We start from the raw sequence: 23915 nt of genomic DNA, 5'->3' as shown, positions 1-23915 counted from the left end.
ATGGCGATCGAGGTCGACGACGAGCTGGCCGGGTTCCTGAAGTTCCTGTCGGGCGAGGACTTCCCGGTGGCGAACGAGGACCGGATCGCCCGGATCGCCGCCGCGCACGTCACCGCGGCCGAGAACATCGACGCGTCGGCCGCGTACTTCGTCGAGGGCGTGCAGGCGTACCGGGCCGGGCTGGGCGGCAGCGCGGAGGACGCGTTCCTCGCGGCCAAGGAGCAGTACGTCCTGCACGACCCGGGTTACCTCGCGATCGCCTCGAAGTACGTGCACCGGATGGGCGACAGCTACCAGGACGCGGCCGCCACGGTCGAGTACGCCAAGCTCATGATCATCGCGGGGCTGATCCAGCTGTTCCTGGAGTTCGCGCTGGCGCTCGCGATGGCCTGGTTCAACCCGGCCGCCGCGCTCGCCCGGATCGCGCTGATCCGGCAGATCTTCCGGATCCTCTACGGCACCACGACCCGGCGCGTGCTCACCGCGATCGTGTCCAGCCAGGTCGCCGGCATCGTGCTGCAGGTCGCGATGGACCTGTTCGTACAGCTCTACCAGATCAAGGGCTCCGGCACCCGCGAGCGCATCGACCTCGCGCTGACCCGGGCCGCGGCCGAGATCGGCTCGCTCGGCGGCGCGTTCAACCTCGGCTTCGACGGCCTGGTCAGGATCGTCGACGACGTCTTCAAGAAATACGTCCCGGACCTCTTCGACATTCCAGGACCAGGCCCCGGGGGTACGCCGGGCGGCGGCCCGTCCCCGGTCCGTGATCCGGCCCCGCGCCCGGGTGCCGGGCCGGTCCCGGACGCCGCACCGCGACCGGACGTCCTGCCCGGCCCGCCGCCCGGCGACGCGCCCGGCATCATCCGCCGGGTGTTCGGGAACGAGCCGGTCTCCGATTCGATCGCCGAGTACCTGACCGAGGGCTTCTACGGCGTCTTCACCGAGGGCGAGTGGAACGTCGGCTGGGGAGCGGCCGCCTCCGGTTTCGTGTCCGGCCTGGTCAGCATGGGCGGAACGGCGCTCGGGCTCCGCCTGCGCGGCGAGGACGCGGACGACCGGGGGCCGGCGACGCGTGATGTGGGGCCGGGTGGGCCCGGCGGGCCGATGCCGCCACGGTCATCCGCGGCCGGCGGATCCGGGCCGTCCGGCGGATCGGCGTCGCGCGGAGGGCCGGTGTCGCCCGGCGGATCCGCGCCCGGCAGGCCGGCGCCGGACCGTGCCGGAGCGTCCGGACCGGACCTCGGGGGCGACGACGAGGACCCGTTACCGCTCTACACGTCCGATTACCCGAACCACCCGCCGCCCGGATACGACGGGCATGCTCCGCGAGCGGACGGTCCGGGGGCGGACCGCACAGGCTCGGAGAGCGCGGCGCCGGCCGGGCCGCGGGAGGTCGATCCGCGGGCGCTGCTCCCGCAGGACGGTTCCAGCGGATCGGGACTGCCCGGTGGGACCGATGCGCCCGGCCCGGGCGACGGTGCCGGTCTCGGCGGGACGCACGGCTCGGGTGCCGCCGCGGACGGCGCCGGCGCAGCGCACGACTCAGGTGGCGCCGCGGTCGAGCCGGGGACCCACGCTACCGGAGCCGGCGCGGCGCGGGGAACCGAAGACGACGCGGCACCGCTCACGAACGCGGGTGACAGCGGCACGCCGCCACCCATGGGGCCCTTCGGCGCCGGTGCGACGAACACGGCCGGAAGCGGCCTGGGCAACGCCCCGAACACCGGGAGTACCGGCGACGCCCGGAACACCGGGAACAATGGGAACACCGCCGCCGGCGGGCACGCCGGCGGACGTCCCGGCGCAGACGGCACAGTACCCGGCAGCCCGGCGACCGGGGCCGGCCCACAGCCTGTGCGCACGAACCCGGCCACGAGCGGTGCAGTCCCGGCGCCGGCGACCGGTGCTCCGGCGGGAACCGGCCCGAAGCCGGTCGGCGCCGTGACCGCGCCGGCCACGCGGGCACCGTCGTGGACGCCTGTACCGCCGCTGTCCGGCGCCGCGCCCGCGGTACCGGCCACGTCCGCCGCTGCCCCGGCCACCCCGGTTCTCCCCACCGCCCCGGCAGCGGTGCGAGCGGCGTCGGCCTCCTCGGTCGCCCCCGCCACGCCGCCGCCGTCGGCGACGCCCGCACCGGACGGCCCGGGTGCCGGCCGTCCTGACCCGGCACCGGTGACCGGCGGGCCTGTCGCGGTGGCACCGCGAGCACCCGGCGATGCCGCCCGGATGCAGGCGGTGCTGCGGGCCGGCTGGACCCAGGCTCCGCAACCGCGGAGCCCGATGCTGGGCCCGGACTACTTCGGCGTGCGCAACCCGGCCCCGCGGCCCGCCTGGCTCGCGAACTTCGACGTCACCGACGTGAAGTCGCACCAGCAGGCGTCGTTCTTCGAAGGGGTTCACCTCGGCCGCGGAGCGCTGACCGGCCCTCCTCCGCTCACGAGCCGGTCCGGGACGGTCATCGAGTCGTCGCTGCTGCGCACCGTGCCGAGCCGCACCGGTCTCATCAAGCGCAAGACCGTGCACATCCCGCGCATCTCCCATTCGATCTGGCTGGGCGGGCCGCTCGCCGCGACCGGGACGCAAGGCGCCTTCCGGCAGAACCTGGAGCTGATAGCGCAGACATCCGGCTTCGACGTGGTGCTCTGGACCGATGTGACGCGTGGGCAGGCGATCGACGCCATGAACGCCCAGCCCGGCTCGCCGGCGCACGCGGCCACACACACCGTGCGTGAGTTCGTCGAGTGGGCCGGCCGGCACGGGATCCGGCTCGTCAACGTCGACGAGATCTTCCACGCCGACGCGCGGATGCGGTTACACGACGAGTTCGCGGCGGAACGGCACCGGGGCACCGGGCTGGGATACGCGTCGGCCAGTGACATCCTCCGTGCGGAGATGCTGTACCGGTACGGCGGTGTCTACACGGACGGCGACAATGTCCTGCACGACGGCCTGGCGAACGCCGTCGGAGCCGTCGCGAACAGCACCGTCGGCATGGCGGTCGGCGATACCGTGCCGGCGGCCGCCCCCGCGGCCACCCTCCCGCGGTACAACAACGCGGTCCTGGTGGCGCCCGCCCGGCACGAGGGCATGTCGGCATATCTGGATGCCATCCGCGACTCCTACGCTCGCAGCGAGCACGACAACGCGACCTTCGCGCGCCTCGGAACGATTCCGGATCCGCCCAATCCCCCGGTCCCCACCGACGTCACGGCCCAGGGCGTCCGCACGGGGGTGATCAGTCGCACCGGGCCGTCCCGCGCTCTGTTCAGGCCGCTCGCCGCGAGCCTCGGCGTTTCCCCGGACGGCATCCCACACCTGCCCAGAGACGTATTCACCATCGGTCAGGCGCACACCTGGGAGCCGGCGGCCGCTCCGCCCAGCCGCCCGCACACGGAGGAGGAGACCCGGAGACTGGTCATCCGGGTCGCCGCCGCGCTGTTGTACCGGATGCACGCGGAGGGCGGCGCGCTCAACCTGGTCGCCGTGCGTGACCTGGTGGAGGCGCACCCCGACCCGGAGATGATCTGGAACGCCGTGCTCGGTTTCCTCGCCGGTCAGCTCGAGGTGCGCAACCGGGTCACGGCCGTCATCTACTCGATGACCCCGCACCCGGCGCAGCGGCCCCCCGTCGCCCTTTCCCAGTACGCTCAAGGGCTCTTCGTGATCCAGCCGCCGGGCAATCGGCAGCAGCTCAGCGACGGCGACTACGTACGGATGGTCGCGCCGGCCGCCGCTCCACCGGCTCCACGCATGACCGGCGCGGGCTCGGCGATCCCGGACCCCACACGTGGTCCGGTGATCTCCGATGATCCCGGCTGGCGACGCGCGCGGTCCGATGCCGTCGCGGTCGTCCGGCGGCACCTCTGGACCGATCCGGTGTCGAAACCCGGGCCGTCCTCCGACCATCGGTACGTGGTCGACGCGCATTTCGACGCGCGCCGGTTCGAGACGGGCGGCACGACCGTCACCGACCTCACCGTGCGGGTCTGGTACGGCGACTCGGACGCCGGCACCGCCGGCCGGGTGCACGCGGCCATGGAGCGGGGCGTGCGCCAGTACCTCAACGCGCCCGCGTACCGGCTGCCCGGCGGCGGCTCGCTCCTGCACGTCACGGTGGAACGCGCCGAGTCGGCGGCGGACGCGCACCTCGTCGTCTCGGTGGACGGCACCGCTCCGATGGACCAGCGCACCTGGCCGCCCGACGCGGACCCTGTCCTCTACACCCACGAGATCGCCCACCAGATCGGCCTGCGCGACGAGTACCGGGACGAGATCACCGCTCCGCACCGCCCGGACGTGGCCGGCAGCCTGGCCGGCGATCCGCTGCGCGCACCGGAGACCGACGGCTTGACGTCCGATGAGGTCACCGCGCTGGCACAGCTGGTCCGCGGCGGCCTCCGGGACCGCCACCTGTACCTGATCGCTGCCGGCGTCGGCGACCTCGACGAACCACCTGCCGCGCCTTACCGGGGGCCGGCGACCACCGCCGCCGCGCCCGCACGCGCCCCCGGGCCGTCGAGGGCCATGCCGGCACAGGCGCCGGCCCGTACCCCGGGCTCGCCGGGGACGGAGTCCGTCCCGCGCACCGAGGCGCCGCTGGTCGCCGTACCCGCGGATGGGAATTGTCTGCTCTATTCCGCGCTGGCCGGTGACCCGGCGCTGGTCCTGGCGCGCCTGCGGGAAAAGCTGCCGGATCATCCGCTGTTGCGGGACGCGGACGCGGTGGCCTGGCTGGCCGATCCGGCGCGGGTCCGGGGCGACGTCGGCACCGCGGCGGCGAACCTGTCCACGCACACCTGGCCGGTCCCGGCCGCCTCGCCCGCGGCGCGGGCCGTGGGTGCGCTGGCGGATCTGGTCGCGCACCGGATCGGCGACGGGAGCGCGCTGCCGGCGGACGTGCTGGCCGCCCGTCACACCTTCGCGGAGCCGATGCCGGCCCGCACGGAGATGCTGGCCGAGCTGCGCCGGCTCGGGCCGGACCGGGTCACCGACGCCACGATGGCCGACCCGGACACGCTGTTCCGGCGCTACGTCGACGTGCTGCTCCGCGAGATGCGGGAGGTGGACCCGGCGACGACCGAGTTCGACGCGCGGGCGATGGCCGCGTTCGACGACGCGACGCCGTGGGACCGCCTGGCACGGGTCGAGCCGTTCCCGCTGGAGTCGCTGAGCGACACGCAGCTCGCGGCCGAGCTGGTCACCCGCCGTTCCGGGGCCGGGGCGCCGCTGACCGACGGCGAGCGGGACACGCTGCTGACCGCGGTCCGGAGCTGGTCGTCCAGCTGGGACAGTGACGCCGGCGAGACGTTCCCGGCGCTGGTGGCGCACGCGCTCGGCGTACAGCTGCAGGTCTTCGATCGTGTCTCCCGGTCCCGGCGCACCACGATCGGTGCGGACGACGCGCCGCCGCTGGTGCTGTTCCACAACGGCACCGATCACTGGGACGCCGGCGCCGAGCCGGGAACCGCGCTGCCCGAGGCCCGGCCCGCGGACCTGGACGCCGACTACGGCCCGACCGTGGACCCGGGCGTGCCGCGGCGCGCGGACCTGGACGAGGACGGCGGCCTGCGGCTGAACCCGCTGTGGTATCCGCTGGAGTCGTTCCCGGCCGCGGCGCTGCGCCCGGGGCGGCGGCAGGACTGGCGCTACGTGGTGGCCGGCGACGGCCGGATCTACCTGGGTGCGCCGGAGGCCGGTGCCGCGCTGCGCGACCGGGACTGGCAGCGGCTGCTGGCCGGCATGCGGCGCGCCGACCCGGACCTGACCATGACGGAGCTGCGCCGCCGGATCGACGGCACCGGCGACCTGAGCATCAACCCCGACTTCGACGCCGCGGGTACAGCACGGGCGCGCCCCGGCCGTGCCACAGGTGACCTGCGCTGGAACGCGGACCGGAACAGCTGGGAGGTCACCGGCGGCTCGGACACCGCGGCCGCGCACGTCGCCACCCGGATGTCCGGCCAGCTCGGCGTGCCGATGGCGGTGGCACCGCCGCAGAACGGCGAGGCGCTGGTCGACTTCGCCGAGGGTGACTCGCGGCTCGGCCCGGCGAGCCGCCGGCGGATCGACGACGTGGTCGCGTACGCGGTCCGCGACGCCGTCACGTCCTGGTCCGGCCCGGATCCGCGGCCGGTCCGGATCCGGGTCGAGGCCGGCGGCAACGGCAGCCGGTCCGGCGCGCTGCGGGTCGAGGCGATCCGGCGCGCGGCCGAGTCCGCGCTGCGCCGCGAGCTGGGCCGGCACCGGGTCCCGCACGGCATGGTGTCGGTGGAGGCCACCGACCGCCGCGACGGCCCGTCCGCCGCGCCGCAACTCGACGGCCGTCCGGAGCGCGGCGCGGCCCGGCGGCAGGCCGCGCTGTGGACCGAGCCCGGCCCGGTCCCGGCCGGCGACTCGACGCTGGTCGCGCTGCACGAGGCGGTGCAGCCCCCCGCGGTGACCACGCTGACCCGCGGCGCGGACGGCACCTGGCGGGCGGACGGGCAGCCGCTGCTCCTGACCGCCGCGAACGACGGGTTGATGCTGCTCACCGGCGCGGAGCGGGCCGGGATGGCGGACCGCCCGGCCACGCCCGGATCGGTCCCGGTGCTGGTGCACGGCGCCGGCCGGTACGTGTCGGTCCCGGTCAGCACGCCGGACGGCGAGGCACGGGTCCGGCTCACGCCGTTCCAGCTCGCCCAGATCATCGGCGCGCACACGCCGGGCGACGACCCGATCGCGCTGATCTCGTGCGCCGCCGGTGCGATCCGCGGCGGTTTCGCCCGACGCCTGGCGTCCGTGACCGGCCGCGACGTGATCAGTCCTCAGGGTGACGTGATCGCCGGCGGCCCGGAGCATGACGAGACCACGCTGTCCACGGACGGCACGCCGTGGCTTTTGTACACATCGGACGGTGGGGACGCCTGGGATCTGGTCAACGACGAGGTCCGGGACGACGACGGCGCCGTGACGGTCCGGCCGTTCGCCGGGTACGCCGCGCGGACCCCGGCGGAGGGCGGGATCCAGGGTGGGGTCCGGCTGAGCGATCCGGCACCGCCACCGCGCGCGAACGACCTGGCCGGCGTCCTGCGGCCGTACGGCGTGACCGTGGAGGCACCGCTCCTGGACGGCGACCGGGACGTCCACGCGATCGTGCGGGTGACCACCACGGAGCCGGCGCGGAGCGTGCTGCTCACCGTGTTGCGGGGCCGGCGGGCGGACGACGGCGGCGTCCACTGGACCGACCTCGGGCACGGCGTCCGGCGCGTTCCCGGCGCCGGTCAGGCCGCCGAGCTGGAGGTCGTGGGCCCGGCCTCGGCCGAGCGGAACCGGGAGACCGCGCGGGCCTGGCGGGACCTGTTCGTCGAGCGGGCGGAGCGGATCGCCACGGCGCTGGCGGCGGACTCGTCGGCCGGGCGGGACGAGGCCGGGTACCGGGCGTGGCTCGACGCGCTGCACCGGAAGCCGGCGCAGGAGCTGAGCACGGCCGAGATCGCCCAGCTCGCCTACGTCTGGGCGCTGCACGACCACCGGGACGCACGGCCGGTGCCCGCGCCGCGGCGGCCGGACCTGGTGGCGATGGTCGCGCAGGTGGAGGAGCTGCTCGGCGAGCCGGTCGCGCAGGACGGGCGACGGGAGAGCCTGATCGACGGCGAGTTCACCCTCGCCGGGCTGCGGCGGGACCGGGAGCTGCTCGGACCGGCCCGTGCACCGGCGGGCGACGCCTTCGCCGAGGCGGAGCGCACCGCCCGCGCCGGTCGGGCTCGGGTGGAGCACGTCCCGGACGCGCGTGCCACCGCGCTCCTCGCCCGGCCGGCCGCGGAACGGGAGGCGGTGATCGATCTCGCGGTGCGGGCGCAGCGAAGTGACCGGGTGCTGGCGGCGCTCGGCGAGCTCGGGCCACGACCGCCGTGGTTCAGCACCGGCTTCGGGTCGATGGGCGACGGGTACGTGCTGCGGGCCGGTCCACCGGACGCCGCCGAGGTCACCCGCCTCACCGGCTGGGCCCACGACCGGCTCCACGCGCCCGGCCCGCGCGACCTCGCGGTCGAATGGCTGCGCGGCGTGCTGGAGAGCACGGACCCGACGGACTGGCAGGATCTGCTGATCGAGGACCGGACCCGCAGGTTCGGCCCGTACCTCGTCCGGATCTCCGTGCGGGTCGGTGGCTTCGATCCGGCCGGTGCGGCCGGGGCCGACCCGGCGGTGTCCACCTACAAGAGCAAGTACGGCGACACCACCGTCGTCGCCGAGCGGGAGTGGAGCAGCGGCCTGGGCCTGACCGTCCCGGTCGACCTGCTGTGGACGCTGCCGCTGCCGGTGCTCGAGCACGTCGTCCTGCCGCGGATCGGCCTGCACGCGAAGACGACCGTGGACGGCGCCGACCGGCACGGCGCGGAGGTCCAGTCCGGCAACCGCGCGCTGCTCAACGACGTGGCGCCGCACACGGTCCGGGGCACGCTGATGATCTCGATTCGCGACGGCGCGGCGCCGTGGCGGTCCGAGCGCTCCGACCTCGGGGAGCGGCTGGTGGCGGGCCTGCCGCAGGCGCTCGGCGGCCCGATCGACGTCCTGGACTACCCGCCGATCGAGGTGAGCCGGCCGGAGGCGATCCACACGGTCGACGCGACGGTCAACGCGCTCGACCTGCGCGGGCTGGACGACGAGCTGCGGGAGGCGCTGCACCCGCTGGATCTGAACGACCTCCAGACGGACGACCTGATCGCGGAACTCCGCCGGGAGATCCTGAACGAGAAGGTGCTGAAGGACCGTACCCAGTGGTTGTGGACCGGCTCGTACACGCCGCCGCTGGTGCACGTCCACAGCGATCCCGGCCGGTCCGAGGGCCGGATGCCGGATCAGGCCTACTCGGTGCGCGTGTCCCTGGCCCTGGCCGAGCTGCGCCTGCTGCCGGAGACCGAGCGGGACGTGCCGATCCGCAACGACATGGCCGGGACCGACATCGGCCAGCGCATGTACCGGGCCGGATTCAGCTGGGGCGCCGTCATGCGTCTCCTCTTCCCGATGTCGTTCTTCGCACACCAGTGGGTGCCCACGCCGACGATCAGCGGTGGCTACACCCGCAAGGACCAGATCGACTCCAAGAACACCGAGATCGCGCAGGCGAAGACGGCCCTGATGCGGTCCGGGCCGCTTCGCCGGGCCGCGGCCGTGCTGGAGCTCACGGTCTCGGTGACCCGGCTACTCGACGGGACCGTGGCCGGGCTGAGCCGGCGCACCGGGGCCGAGCTGGGCCTGCCCGCGGACCGGACCGCCGCGTTCGTGGCCGAGGCGAGGTCGGCGCGCCTGCCGGACCCACCACCCGTGCCGGACCTGAACGGCCGGCGACCGCTGCCGCAGCGGGGCACGCCCGTGCTCTCGGACGTGACGGCGGTGGCGCTCGCACAGGATGTCCAGGTCGAGACCGACTCGGCGACGCCGCTGCCGCCGGCCGCCGGCAACGTGCGGCCGTACCGGCGCGATGACGATCCGAACTGGACACCGGCGTTCCGGTATCTGTTCCACGACGGGCTGATCACCGGCGTCTTCGTGCTCGACGGGACCGCGCAGCGCCGGGTCGTCGCCTACCGGCCGGTGGCGCCGTCGCACGGCGGGACGGCCGGGCCGGTGGTGGCGCCGCCGAGGATCCACGCCGGCGACCCGGCCCGGCAGGATCCGCCACCACAGCTCGGCGGGCCGTGGCCGCTCGCGGCCGGTACCGGCCTCGGACAGGGCGTCGGCAAGGAGATGCCCGGGGCCCAGCGGGTACGCGCGGAACTGGACCGGCTCACCACGCTGGCACTGGCGCTGGCCGGTCACCGGCTCGATCCCGCCCAGCGGCACAACCTCGACACACAGCTGAACGCCGGCTTCGGCGTGCCCGCGCTGCGCGGCCACGCCCGCACCCTCTTCGACGGCCGAAGCACGCTGGACGTCACCATCGGCGACCTCGTCCTCCGCGTCGAGGTGGCGGGCGTCTTCACCGGGCCGCTCCGCCGGGACGGCGACAGCACCGATTCCGGCACCACCATCGACGTGCAGGGGCGGACGACGTCCGGCGCGGCGTTCGGTCACCGGCAGCTGCTCGACCGGGACGGCGGCGGAGGGCTGAGCAACTACGTCTCGCTCGACGGCTGGCCGGTGGCGGTGCGTCTGCGGCTACCGGAGTACCAGGTGTCGTCGAGCCGGCAGTCGACGGTCGGTGCGGAGATCTCGGCCAAGGGCTATCAGCGCCGGGTGGTGTCCGGCCCGGCCGTGGTCACGGACCTGCGGACCGCGTACGGCCTGCTGGTCACCGTGCGATCCGGCGAGACGGTCCGGGCGTGGGCGGTCGGCGCCGTCGAGGGCCCGGACGTCTGGACCAGGGTGCGCACCGCGGAGAGCGACGCCGCCGGCCGGCCGCCGCTCGGCCCGGTGGGCCCGGCCCGTACCGAGACGTTCCGCGACCTCGCTCCCACGGCCGTCGTACCGGACAACTTCTACCTGTGGCTGAACCGGCTCCGCGCGGTCGCCGACCTCGTCCAGGAACGGATCGGCCCGACCGCGTTCGACCTGTCCACACTGGTCAGCCCGGACAGGCTGGAGCCCCGCGCCGCGGAGTTGCTCAGCGCGGACGGCTTCCGGCCGCTGCCGGTCCGCAGCTCCGACGGCACGATCGAGACGCTGCGTCTGCGGCTTCGCTGGGACAGCCCGGTCTTCGAGAACACGTCGGAGGACGCCCGCCACGAGCGCTACACCGAGGCCGATTCGCGGGCCGGGCACGGCGAGGGCGGCGAGACCGTGCATCACGTGGGCGGGGGCGCGGGGCTGATGGCGCACGTGGGCGACCACGGCCACCCGGCCCCGCCCGCTGCCCCGGCGCCGGGAACGCTGGAACGCCGGGCCGCCGCGCCCACGGACGACGCCACCGCGGCGAACCCGTTCGGCACCGACCACGTCGGCGGCAGCGTCGTCTACTCGTACGGCTGGCAGCACGGCGACGACTCGTCATCGGCCCGCTCCGCCAACGAGCTGGCCATCGCGACGATCACCGGCCCGTCCCACCGTTTCGCCGCGACCGCCCGGCTGCTGGTCGAATATCAGCGGCACGGACTGGACGGGCCGGCGGGACCGCCGGTCGCGATCACGGTCGCGGTGCCGCTCGGCATGCAGATGTCGGTGCCGGACGACTACGTCGAGGCGTGGGGCCTGACCGTGGACGGCCGGGTCCCGCCACCGCCCGGGCGGCCGCGCGTGCCGCGGAACACCGCGCTGGCGATGAACTTCTCCGCCGTCGAAACCCTGCACACCGCGAACCCGCACTCCGGGAACCTGCTCACGCAGGTGACGACGTGGCTGCGGACCGCCGGCGTCCCCGTCGACGACCCGGACATCACCGCGCGGCTCAGCACACTCCTCGCCGACGTCCCGCTGCGCGCGCTCTACCACCAGGTGCGACGGGACGGACTGCGCCTGGCGATCGTGCGTTCGAGCGGGCCGACCGACGGCGTCGAACTGATCGAGATCGTCATCACCGCCACCGAGGGCGAACTGAGGTTCGTCCGGCAGCGGGGCCGAGTCAAGGTCACCACCGGTGGCCAGGGCATCAGCCAGACCGAGAAGGGACACGGCAAGGGCGGCGCGCACCGGCTCACGTTCGATCCCGACGGCCGTCTCGCGAACGAGGCCGCACGCGGTGCGCTCGCCGACGACGTGAAGAAGGACTCGCACAGCGGCGCCGAGGTGGTCGCGAAGAAGACCACCCGGGACATCCGCCGCGCGGCCACCCGGCAGAACGGGGCGGTCGAGCTGACCGCGCCGGTGCGGTTCACCGTCACCATCCGCCGGGAGACGATCCTGCACCCGGTGGACCGGCTCATCCGCGACGCCACGGCCGCGGCCGCGGCCGGACTGGCCTACGCCGCCGTCATCCTGCCCGGCCTGGCCGACTGGCGGACCACGACCGCGACCGCACCGGCACGCCCGCCGGTCACCGAGGCCACGACCTCGGTGCTGCCGGCGATCCACGGCACGGTGACGATCCTGACGCCCATGGCGCTCACCGTCCCGCGGAGCCTCAGCGTCGACCCCGCCTGGCCGGCACCGGGCCGCACGACATCCGGTCCGCCCGCGGTCCCGGAGGAGGCCCGGAGGCTCACCTCGGCGCTGCGCGGGACGGTGCAGGTCCTCGGCGTCGTCCCGCCGAGCGGCATGACCGGCGCGGTCCGGGGGCATCTCGGTCCACCTCCGGGCGACGTCGCGCATCCCGGCCGGGCGTTCGCCGACGAGCAGGCACTCCGGCTGCGGATCGACGGCGGCAGTCTCCGCACACACACCGGTGAGCTGCTCGGCGACGGCTACCCGGTGGCGGGTGACGGGTCGCCGCGGCTCCGCCTGGTGCTCACCCGGGGGACCTGGATCACCGACATCGACCTGGACGGGCTCAGCTTCCCGGAGACCTCCCGGGAGCAGGAGTACAAGCAGGCGGCCGGCTCCGGCCTCGGCCTCGGCTTCCACCTCTCCGGCGGAAACCCCGCCGGGTTGCTGCGGATCCTCGCCGGGCTCGGCGTCGAGGGCGAGTCGGGGCAGGCGCGGGCGCTGGCGTCCTCGGCGGCCGGTTACGTGGAGGACAACGCACTGCGCAAGGAGACCTACCAGGCGTACGCGTTCGACGCCCGGTTCGCGCTCGGCGACGACGGGGAACTGCTCCGCTCCGACGTCGCGAACAGCGTCCTCGCGCTGGTCCCCGACTCGGTCGTCCGGGCGCTGCGCGGCGGCGACGACACCGCCGTCGCCGCGCTGCTCGACGAGCCGGGTGTGCGCGAAGCCGGCACCGGCGGGCTGTCCGTCCGGGTGGACGCCGGGGACCTGTCCACGCTGAGCCCGCCGGATCTGGCCGGTGCGCGCGACCGGATCCCGGCGCACGCGCCGGACGGCCCGAGGCTGTTCCTCACGGCCGCACCGGGCGGCACCACGGTCAGCGTGCCGGTCGACCTGGCCGGAGTGCCCGGCCTCACCGTGACGCCGGACGCGCACGAGACGGCCGAGCTCGTCACCGCGTACCTGCCGGGTCTCGCCGATGACGACCGGCCGCCGGTGCTGGTCGTGCACGGGCCGGTGCGGCTGAGCGAGGAGTTCGTCCGGGAGCTCGCGACCGCGCTCGGCCGGCCCGTCACCGCGCACACGACCATGCTGACCGCCGACCCGCTGGGCGTCGCACCGGCTGCGGCGTCCCCATCCTGGCGCGACTATCACCCCGTCCCGGCCGTACCGGCGCGGCCTCCGGTCACCGATGGCCCGCGGCCGCTGAACCGGACCGCGCTGACCGCGGCCGTGGACGCGGCGGCCACCGCGCACCAGCACGTCGAGGTCCTGACCCGGCTGCACGAGCGGCTCGTCCCGGGCGGAGCCCGCACCGGCGGCCCGGAGCTGCGCCCGGTGGGCGACTGGGCGCCGGTGCCGTCCTGGCGGTCGGTCGAGGAACGGCTCCGGGAGACCGGGCCGGGCAGCGTGGCGATGCTGCTGCGGCCGCCCGGGACCGCGGACCCGGGGCACGCGGCCGGTGCGTACCTGACCGCCGACGGCGCGGTCGTCTGGCTGGAGCCACGGGCCGGAGCCGATGAGCGCCTCGGCGGTACGCCGGACGGCACGGTGCCGGACGGCACGGTCGCGCTGATCACCGCCCCGGACGGCGGGACGGTCACGGAACCGTTCGGCGACCCGGCCGCGGTACGCGCGGAACGCCTCCGCGACGGCCTCACGGTCGCCGCGCCGGTGGCCGGCACCTCCCCGAGCCGGCTCGGCGTCATCGCGGACGGCGTCGTCCGGCGCGTACGCGGACCCGCCCCGGCCCCGGCCACCCAGACCGACTGCGTCGACCTGACCAGGGCCTTCGGCGAGCGGTTGTACGGCCGGCGCCCGGGCGCCGGCACCCTCGACGACGCCGCGCTCCCGGCGCACCGGGCGGCACCCCGGCCGGCCGCCGCGCGGGCGGAGCTGCTCGGCGACGCGACCTGGGCCCCGACCGCCGACCTGTCCAGCGTGGAGTCCCGGGTACGCGAGCTCGGCCCGGGCGCCTCCGCCTTCGTCATCATGACGCGTCAGGGCGACCGCCCCGCCCACGCGCTGGTCCTGCACCACACGGACGCGGGCCCGCGCTGGATCGACCTGCACGGCCGGGCCGGTGCGAGAGTGTCGGACGCGGGCACGCTCCCACCGGTGCTGAGCCAGGCGGACACGCTCACGGTGGCGATCACCGACCGGCGCGGCGTGTCGGTGGCCCCGGCCGTCGTCCCCGCCTCCGCCTCGACCTCGGCCGCGGGCACCACACCGGCCGGGGACGGCCCGGTCGGTGCCGGTCTCGCCGGGGACCCGCCGGTGCCGCCCGTTCCGAACTCGACCGCGGTCCGGGGCCACGTCGTGGTGCGGTCGCTCGACGAGCTGCGCGACGCCACACACCTCCAGCTGCTGCCGGAATCACCACCGCCCGCGACCGGCCTGCGCCTCGAGGTGACCGCCGGGCCCGGCGGCGCGCAGCACATGCCGGACGGCACCGTCCGGCTACCGGCCGGCGAGTTCGACCGGGTGATCGTGACCGGCGGCGAGCCCGGCATGCTCGGCCGCAGACTCAGCGACGTGGCCCGGGAGGTCAGGATCCCGGTGGACCGGACCGACAAGGAGGATCTGGCGCCATCGCCGATGCCGTCGTTCAGCACGGACTGGCGCCGGTGGACCAAACGGCAGATGCTCCGCCTGCGCGGCACGGTCGCCGGGCTGCAACCCGGTGCCCCGATCACCATCGGCGGGTCCAGCTACCTCGCGCACGCGGCGATCACGGACGCCGACTGGGCGGAGGACCGGCACACCGCCGTGGTCTCCTTCCACACCCGGCGCGAGCTGGAGATCATCGGGCAGTCGTCCGCCCCCCTCAGGTTCCCCTGGCCGCTCCACGCCGATCCGGTGTACCGCGTCAGACGCCCCGGCGGCGGCCCCGAGCCGCTCCGCCGCCTCCCGTTCGACCTGGGACCCGGCACGTTCGCCGCGGTCGGCCACGCCAGCCAGTACGGCCTGCGAGTCGGCTACGACGGGCGGACGGGACCGTGGGACACCTCCGGCGGATACCTGAGCGTCGACGGCACGCAGTTCGGCCGCCGGCTGCTGACCGACGAGAACTATCAGGCACACGTCGCCCGGCACGGCGACGAGCTCACCGTGGTGGTCGCCGCCTGCCGGGCGGTCCCGCACGCCCCGGCCATCGCCCGGGCGCTCGGCCGCCCGGTCTGGGCCACCAACGGCGTCGTGGTGTCCGGCAGCAACGGCCTCTCGCTGCAGCAGGAGGGACCGGACGAGCCGCGGTGGTACCTCGCACATCCGAACGGCCTGCTGGAGAGCAGAACGCCGGAGCCACCGGACAGCACGGCCGACGACGACGAGACGGAATTCGCCCGGCGACCGTCGCGTGCGGACTCCGTCGAGCTCGGCTCGCCGCCGCCGGACCGCGGGCCCGCGACCGCGCGGCAGTTGCTGGCCGGGCTCTGGAACGACGTGCACCGCCGATCGGTACGCCCGGGCGCGCTGGTCCAGCGGCCGCAGGACGACGCGCTGCTCGGCCGCGACCCGTTCGGCCTGCGCGACGTGCCGCCGCCGCCCACGTTCCTGGCCGGGGTGGAGCCGTCCCGCGTGTTCACCGGCCGGCTGGCCGACCTGTTCCGGCGGCTCGACCTCACTCGGCAGCAGGCCCGGCCGGACCTCGCCGACCTGGCCGCGGGCACGGTGTGGGAGAGCACCGGCGTGACCTGGACCGGTCCGTACCCCGCCGCCGTCGACCTGCCGCACGGCCGGCTGGAGCACGTGGAGATGCCGGCGATCGTGCACACCGTGTGGTACGGCAGCCCGCTGGACGACTCCCGGGACATCCGGGACGACATCGCGGCGACGTCCCGGACCGCCACCGCGCAGGGCTTCACCACGGTCCTGTGGACGGACCTCGGCCGGGACCGCTTCCTGACACCCGATCCGGCCGTGGCGGAGATGCGCCGCTGGGCCGTGGAGCACGGGATCGTCGTGGTGGACGTGCACGAGGTCTTCCACGCGGCCGCGCCGATGATGCTGCGGCACGCGTTCGCACTCGCGCTGTCGAAGGGGACCGGCGCCGGGTTCGCCGAGGCGAAGGACATCTCGCTGCCGGAGATCCTGTGGCGGTTCGGCGGCATCGGCCTGGACGCGGACAACGTCCTCCTCGACGCGACCGGGCTGGAGCAGGCGTTCCAGGCACACGGGTACGCGCTGGAGTACATCCCGGCCGCGTCGAACTTCGCCAACTCGTCGCTGATGTTCGCCCGCCACCACCCGGTGGCGCACCGGCTGCTCGTCATGCTGGGCCGCAACTACGACGTGCCGCTGTCCGAACTGGACGCGTTCCGGCACGACATCGAGAACACCGGCGATACGCACCGCAACTTCTACGCCCGGGGCGATCTGCGGCACATGGCCCGGTCCATCATGGAGCGAAGCGGCCCGGTCCCGGTGGCGTCGCTGGTGCTGGATATCGGCCACATCGATCCGGAGACCGTGCCGATGATCACGCCGGCCCACATCCGGACCGGGACCGCGCACACCTGGCTGCCCGAGCAGACGAACCGGGCGGACCGGCCGGTCGCGGGCCCGCCGGCACCACTCGCCCCGGAAGCGGTCGCGCCGGTGTTGCGCAGCGCGGTCACGTACCTCATCCGGGAGCTGACCAACCGGGACGGTGATCTCCACCTGGTCGCGGTCGAGCCGCTGATCGCCCGGCTGCCCGACCCGGACGCCGCGTGGGAGGCGGTGGTCGGCTTCATCCTCAGCGCACCGGGTCTCCGCTACCGGGTCCGCACGGTCACCTACGCCCGCTGGGTCAACCTGAACGACGAGGTCGGGGACGACGCGGAGACGGAGTTCCGTGCGGTCGCGCTGCCGGCGCCGGTGCTGACCGCGCTCGGCCTGCCACCGGCGCCCGGCCCGGACGCCGAGGGCGCCTGGCGCCGCGGTGCTCCGGTCGTCGACGTCGATCTGCCACCGTGGACGTCGCTCACGGTCCGGGACGGCGACACGGCCGAGCTCGAGATCCTCGCCGCCGCGCTGGCCGACGACGTCGACCGCGGCTTCCGGACCGATTTCGACGTGTCCGGCGACGGCCCGGCCGCACGGGACGTGGTGCAGCTGCTCGAGGATCACCGGCGCGGCCGGGCCGTTCCGGACGGTCGCTGGACGATCCGCACCCATCCGGCCGCGGACGGCTCCGCCGTGGTCGTCCGGTGGCACCGGACGCCGTTCGGCCCGGTGCACGTCGCCGCCGGCAGGGTACCGCTGCCCGGCATCACGGTCGACGCGCTGCGGCACCTGTCCGACTCGATCGCGGAGACCGCGGCGCACACCCCGCAACGCGTGACGGTGACCGGCGCGGACCCGGCAGCGACGTGGTCCGTGCTGGACATGTTGCTTCCGCAGCTGCACCGCCGCGTCGGGCGGCACGGGCAGTTGTCCGGCGCGGTGCATGTCGCACCGGCGCCACCGGATCCGGCCGTGCCCGCCGGCACGGTCCGGATCGAGTCGGTGCCGCAGCTGGCCCGGCCGGTCTCCGCGGCGGAGATCGCGCTGGTCCGGCAGGTCAACGACCGGTTGCTGCGCTTCCACCCCGGCGGCGGGCTGGCCGCGGCCGACGTGCTGCGGCACGGCAGCGCGCTCACCGGAACCGCGCCGGACCGGCTGACCGGGGCCGGCCTGGAGCAGCTGGCCGACGCGGTGGCCGACCTCGCCCTCGGCGAACGAGGTCTGCGGTCCGGGCGCCTCGACACGCTGGAGGACATGATCCTGCCCGGCCTGATCGCCCGTCGCCAGCACCTCGCGCACCGGGTGGCCGTCGCGCTCGCCACGACCGCGCGGGCGATGGGCGTGGCCGGGCCGGCCGAGGTGATCGATCACGTCTTCGACGGGGCGCCGGGTGGCCTTCCGCGGCACACGCGGGAGCAGAGCACGCTCACTCCGCTACCGCCGGGCGCGGCCACGCTCGTCTTCTTCAACGGCCGGGAACACCTGGTCATCGGCACGGAGGTGCCGACCAGCCCGGTGCTGATCCGGCTCGACGACGGCACCGTCCTGCTCGGCTTCGACCCGTTGCAGGAGAGCGCGATGGCCGTCGGCGTCCCGCAGGGGAACCTGCCGGTCGAGCTGCCCCTGACACCGGACGGCACGTACCTGCCGCATCTCGTCCTGGATCACATGGGTGACCCGCACCTGCGGTACGCCGGGCCGCTCGGCACCGAGGCCCTCCCGCAGGCCCCGCGCCGGTTCGCGATCGACACCCGGCCGCTCGCGGGGACGCACACCGGTCTGGCCCTGCTGCCGGAGGATCAGGCCCGGGCGGTGCCGGACCGGATCCTCCGGGAACCGGGGAAGACGTTCGTGGTCCTCGTCCACGCCGCACAGGGCGGCGTGCGGGTGCCGGTGCACTACGACAACGACGAGACCGGCGAACGGATCGTGACCGTGCGGCAGCTCGCCGAGCTGCTCGCGGCACAGAACATACCCGAGGACGCCACGATCACGCTGCTGTCGTGCTCGGCGGGCGCACTGGACAACGGGTTCGCGCTCACTCTGGCGGAACTCATGAGACGGGACGTCCTGGCGCCGGTGTCGGACCTGTTCGTGCGGACCGGCGACGGAGACCACCCGGCGCTGCTGACCGACGGCGGCGAGAGCTGGACGCTCAGCACCCCGAGTGGCGACGTCTGGGACGTCGTCAACGACGACGTCGACGGCCAGACCTGGTCCTTCCAGGGATTCCGCGCCGACGACCTCGCGGACGCCGAGGGGCCGGCCGACGGCTTCCTCCTCAGCGACCCGCACGGCGCCGACCCGAACGACGGCAGCGCTGACGGCGACGATCCGGACGACGGCGCGCCCCGGCCGATCGCGGAGACCGACCCGGAGGTGTTGATCACCGATCCTCGGCACGACGTCATCGTCGAGGCCGGCCAGGACGGTGAGCTGGGGGACGCCGCGCTCTCGGCGCTGCGGCGATGGGCATTCGCCCTGGGGGTCGCGGCGGCCACCGGCGACGTCACCGGCCGGTCCGGCACCGGGTACGCCGTCACCGTCTGGCGTGGTGAGGACCTGCTGAGCACCGCGGAGTCGGACGTGTTACCCGCTGTCCGGCAGGTCGCCCAGGTCCTGGGCGTCACGATCCGCGCGGGCATCGCGCAACGGCAGGAGGAGCTGACGACCGCCGGCCTGGAAACCCGCACGCCGGTTCTGGACCTGGCCAGAGGGCTCAGCTTCCGCCGGTTGGAGGCCGGCCCGGGCAGCCGATCCGCCGCCACCGGGCCGGTCGTGCTCCGGCTGCAGGGTTTCAACGTCTCCGCACCCTGGTGGGCCGCGCACCCGGACGCCCGGCCCGCGCCCCGGCCGGCCGCACCCCTGTGGACCGGGCACGTCGGCTTGGCCGGCCGGGCGTGGCACGAGCGCAGGATCCCGATGACCATGATCCGGCTCGACGGGCTGGACGACGCACCGACCGTCGCCTACGACACCGGCGCCTTCCGGAGCCGGGTCATCGGTGCCGCGGAGACGCAGATCTTCGCGCTGCGCCTGCACCTGGTGCCGTCGCCCGAGATCGACGACGGCTCCCTGAGCATGCTGCGGCACCGTCTGCGGCAGGCCGTAGCGTGGGCCAACGGGCGGCACGGCCTGCCCGGCAACGGCCTGTTCCACCTGCACGTCGACCTCGTCGACGCGGACACGGACGCGCTCTGGAAGGTCCACGTGCTGCCGGACGCTGCCCTGGACGCGGTCACGGTCTGGCCTCTGGACGCGGGTGAGGGCGACATCCTGGTGCGGCTGCTCCGAATGATCGGCGGGCCGCGGCCGGGCTCATACGGCCTGGACCAGGTCATCCCCGAGCACGTGCTGGATCAGATCTGGATGCTCCGCGAATCGCACGCGCACATCCGGCCCCATCGGGATCCGCCCGCACCGGGACTGCTCGAGTACGTCGCCGGCGACGGAGGCGACCCGCTGCCGGCGGCGGTCCAGCCGGATCTGCTCCGGATCGCGCGCCACTACGCCGACGAGAGCGCGCTCGTCACACTGGCCGGGAACGACCGCACCCCGGCCCCGCTGACCGTCGGGGCGGCGAACCGCGACGACGCGGAGCAGGTGCTCCATCACCTCCTCACCATGACCGGCGACCATCTCCACGACCTGCTCAGCGAGGAGGACGCCGAGACGGCCGAGTCGTCACTCGACGCGGTCACCTCCGTTGTCGGCGGCGCGGCCGGAGTCGTGGCCATCCGGTACCACCGCGTGCACGAGCAGGCCGGGATCGGGCTGGGCGAGACGCCGTGGGACCTGCTCGACGACACACCGGAGCCGGGATGGTGGCACGCGCTCGACCCGGTCGACGGCGCGGACGTCGCTGTCGACGGCTACCACGACTTCCTCGACATGGGCCGCGGGATCTCCTTCAGCGCGGCCGCCGCGCGAGTGCCGCGGCGCACCCCGTCCGGTTCGCCGGCGCGGGACCAGGTCGCCGACGTGGTGGTCGTCCGCCTGCTGATCCGTCTGATTCCCGGTGACGGCGTCTCCGCGGAACAGACGCGCGCGCTGGGCGAACGGATGCTGCGCGCCGGGCACACCATCAATCACCGCTACCAGCTTCCCAACGGCAACCAGGTGCATCTCCGGCCGGTCGTGGTGCACGACACGGCCGCCGACATGGTCGCCACGGTCTCGCCCGAGCTCCTCGAGATGGCGGATCTCAACCTAGTACAAAGCATGCTGTCCCTGGCCGGGGTCGCGTATCAGGAGGTGGCGGAGTCCATCGACGAGCAGCTCCTGCTCACCCCGCGCGCGCTGCTGCAGCTGTACGCCTCGCTGACGACCATGACCGGTTCCCCGTCGGCGTTCGCCGGCGACCGGTTCGGCGGCCAGGACACCGGCCGCGCGTTCCCCGCACCCGTCCGGCACCCGCGACCGCGCGCGATCCGCCCGCTGCCCAACGGCATGTGGCTGGTCCCGGCCCCGGCCGAGGCCGACGGCCGAGGCGATCCCGGCGCCGGCCTCGCGGAGAGCGTGGCCGGGCTGACCGCCGTCGACGACGCCGTGACGGTCACCGGGGTCGCCACCGACGGCGGCATCGCGGGAGCCGGTGGCGACGTGAGCATCCGGGAACTGCTCGACGAGTTGTTCGGTGAGCCGGACGCGGGCCCGGACGCGCGACGACCGCTCGTGCTGCTCCTGCGCGGGTCGTCCCAGCGGATGTACACGCTCGCCGCCCGGATCCAGGCCGAGATGGCCGACCGCATGGACCAGGGGCTGCCGGCGCCGCACGGCGTGGTGGCCCGCATCCCCGGCGCGCCGGCCGGATGGCACGTCTGGCTGCCCGGCGGGGGTCCCGCGATCGGCCCCGAGCTGACCCTGCACGCCGCACTGGACCTGGCCCGGGCCGCCGACCGGCCGTCGCTGGACCTGACACACGAGCTGCGCACCCTGATCGACGGCGGCAGTCCGGCGGTGCCGGCCGTGCTCCTCGCGCAGATCGTCCGGCAGCGCGTCGGCCGGGACGACCGGGTCCCGCGGTACGCCCCGGCCGACCGCACCGTCACGGACAACGACGGTCTCGACCCCCGGTGGATCCGGATCCCGGTGTCGCGCGGCGCGCCGGTGCGGGAGCAGCTCGAGGTCGCGCGCCGGTGGCTGCGCCCGCACGAGGTCCGCGAGGTGCTCCCCGCGGACCGGACGACGGCCGTCGTGCGCCTCGGGCCGGGCCTGTGGACGCCGACGCTGCGCTTGCCGGCGACCGGGAACACACCCGAGTCGCGCGTCTCGGTGCTGCGCGAGATCGACGACGACGCGTCGAACGACGCGATGCGGGCGGACGTCTGGGTGAACCGCTATCACACGCCCGACGGCCCGGTCCTGACCGCGGTGCTCCTGCCGGACGTCGGCGGGGACGACAACACCCCATCCGCACCGGTACGGCTACGGCGCGCGGACCTCGAACCGCTCGTCCCCCTCGACCTGCTGGAACGGCTCGTCGTCGAACCCGGCGACCTCGATCCCGGCGGTTACCTGATCCGCTCGCCGCTGGACGGGAAGACCTGGCTGACCGCCGACGAGTACCTCCCGCTCGTCGGCGGCGAGGCAGCGCGCCCGGTCGTCGTCGTGTCCGGCCGGCACACCGGCCGGCAGGCCGGCTTCGCACAGCAACTGTCCGCCGCGGTGACGGTGCTTTACGCCAGGGAACCGCTGGCCGGGCAGCTGGCGGCCCATTCCGTGCTCGGCCCGCCGCTTCGCCTCGGGCCGGCCCTGCAACGGCTGCGCGCGTCCGGCACGCTGACCGGCGACGGTGACGCCGCGCTGGTGATCCGGCGCGCGTGGGATGCCGGATCGACGCTGCCCGGCACCCTGCCGGTCCGGGTGCGGCTGCCGGTCGACGTCCGCACCACCGCCGGTCTCGCCGCGCTGTACCGATCGGATCTGGCCGAGGACGTCCCGCCGGGCGGTGCCGACCGGCCCGTCGTGCTCCTTCCGGCCCGCTACCTGCGGCAGATCAGCGCCGACGGGCAGACGGCCGGCGTGGTCGACGTGGCGGCGCTGCGCCGGGACCGGGCCGAGGTCGTCGCGGACGGCGGCGATCCGGCCGTGCACCGGTTCGCCGTACCCACCGGTCCGGACCTGCTCCGCCGCGCGCTGGAGTCGGCCGGCGATCCCGGCGGCGACGACGCGGTCCGCGCCGCGACGTTCCTCAACGAGCTGCTCCACCCGGCCCGGCACGCGGACGCGGACGTCAGCGCCGGCGCGCTGGTGGCCGCCGCGCTGCGCGGCCGGTGGACGACCGGGCACCGGGCCGACCTGGACGCGCTGGCCGGCGACGCGGTCACCGTGGTGCGGGGCCGCGAGCCCGGCGGGCGGGCCCGCTTCGTGCTGGCACACCGCCGCCCGGGCGGCCGGCCGGTGCTGCGGGAGATCTCGCGGAGGCCGGCCGAGGTGACGGCCGAGACGTTCGGCCCGGCGATCCAGCTGGTGACGGACGCGTCCGGCGCGTTGGCCCAGGTCGACCTGACCGCGCCCGGTGGCCCCGCGGTCCGTGTCGGGCAGCGTGCCGCGGACGGCATCTCCGCGCGGATGGAGTGGCTCGACCTGGCGCAGCCCGCCGGCCCGGGGACGGCCACCACCACGGCGGGCACGTCGCCGGCCGGCCACCGTCTCCTGCAGCGGCTCGCCGGCCGGCTGCCCGACGCGACGATCGCGGCGAGCCGCCAGTGGCTGGCGGCCGGTGACCTCGGGTCCGTGACCCAGACCGTCCTGTTCGCACTGTCGTCTGAGGACGTCGCGGTCACCGAGGAGGACGCGCGGCTGCTGCTGGCGGCCGGTGCTGCCCCGGCCGACGTGGCGGCACTGCCCCGGGGCGCGGCCGTGCCGCCGTTCCGGTTCGCACCAAGCGGCCCGGACCCGTCCGGCGATCCACCGCCCTACACCGACCCGGCCACCGGCTATGCCGGGCCCGGCGCCGTCACCGACCTCCACGACCGGGCGGCCGTCGACGCGGCCGGAGCGGCGAGACTGTGGCGCACCTGGCGATACCCGGTCTCCGGCGACGGCCCGCCCAAACGGGTCTACCTGCTGCTGGCGGCCGTCGACGCGGACGTCGTCGCGCTCACCGCCGCGGTGCAGGCCGCGCTGGCCGCGGCCGGCGAGACGGATCCACAGGTGGAGGTGTTCGTCGACGCGGACGACCTGCCGCCCTACCAGCGCGCCGCGCTCGACGACGCGGTGCTGCTCCGAGCCTGACGTTCGCCGGTACAGAATCCGTGATCAAGGCGTCCCCATGCTGCTCCGACGACCTCGGGACGCCCCGATCACGGACGACCCGCCCGGCGGGCGCACGGGCGACTTCATCGACGATCATCGTCTCTTCACTG

At 75.1% G+C, this 23915-nt stretch carries 1 protein-coding gene; it reads left to right on the top strand.

Features of this window, described 5'->3' with window-relative positions:
• Positions 1-23784 (top strand): DUF8616 domain-containing protein, encoded by a 23784-nt coding sequence (locus J2S43_RS05925; protein WP_306827555.1) that lies wholly within the window; start codon positions 1-3, stop codon positions 23782-23784.
• Positions 23785-23915: the final 131 nt, after the last annotated feature.

Origin of the sequence: Catenuloplanes nepalensis (genome assembly GCF_030811575.1) — a bacterium.
Lineage (GTDB): Bacteria > Actinomycetota > Actinomycetes > Mycobacteriales > Micromonosporaceae > Catenuloplanes > Catenuloplanes nepalensis.
Note: the sequence above shows the minus strand (reverse complement) of the source record. Positions and strands in the feature narration are given on the sequence as shown.

What these genes read in the sequence shown, in the direction of transcription:
- J2S43_RS05925 (WP_306827555.1), top strand. Translation starts at nt 1, where the DNA reads ATGGCGATCGAGGTCGACGACGAGCTGGCCGGGTTCCTGAAGTTCCTG.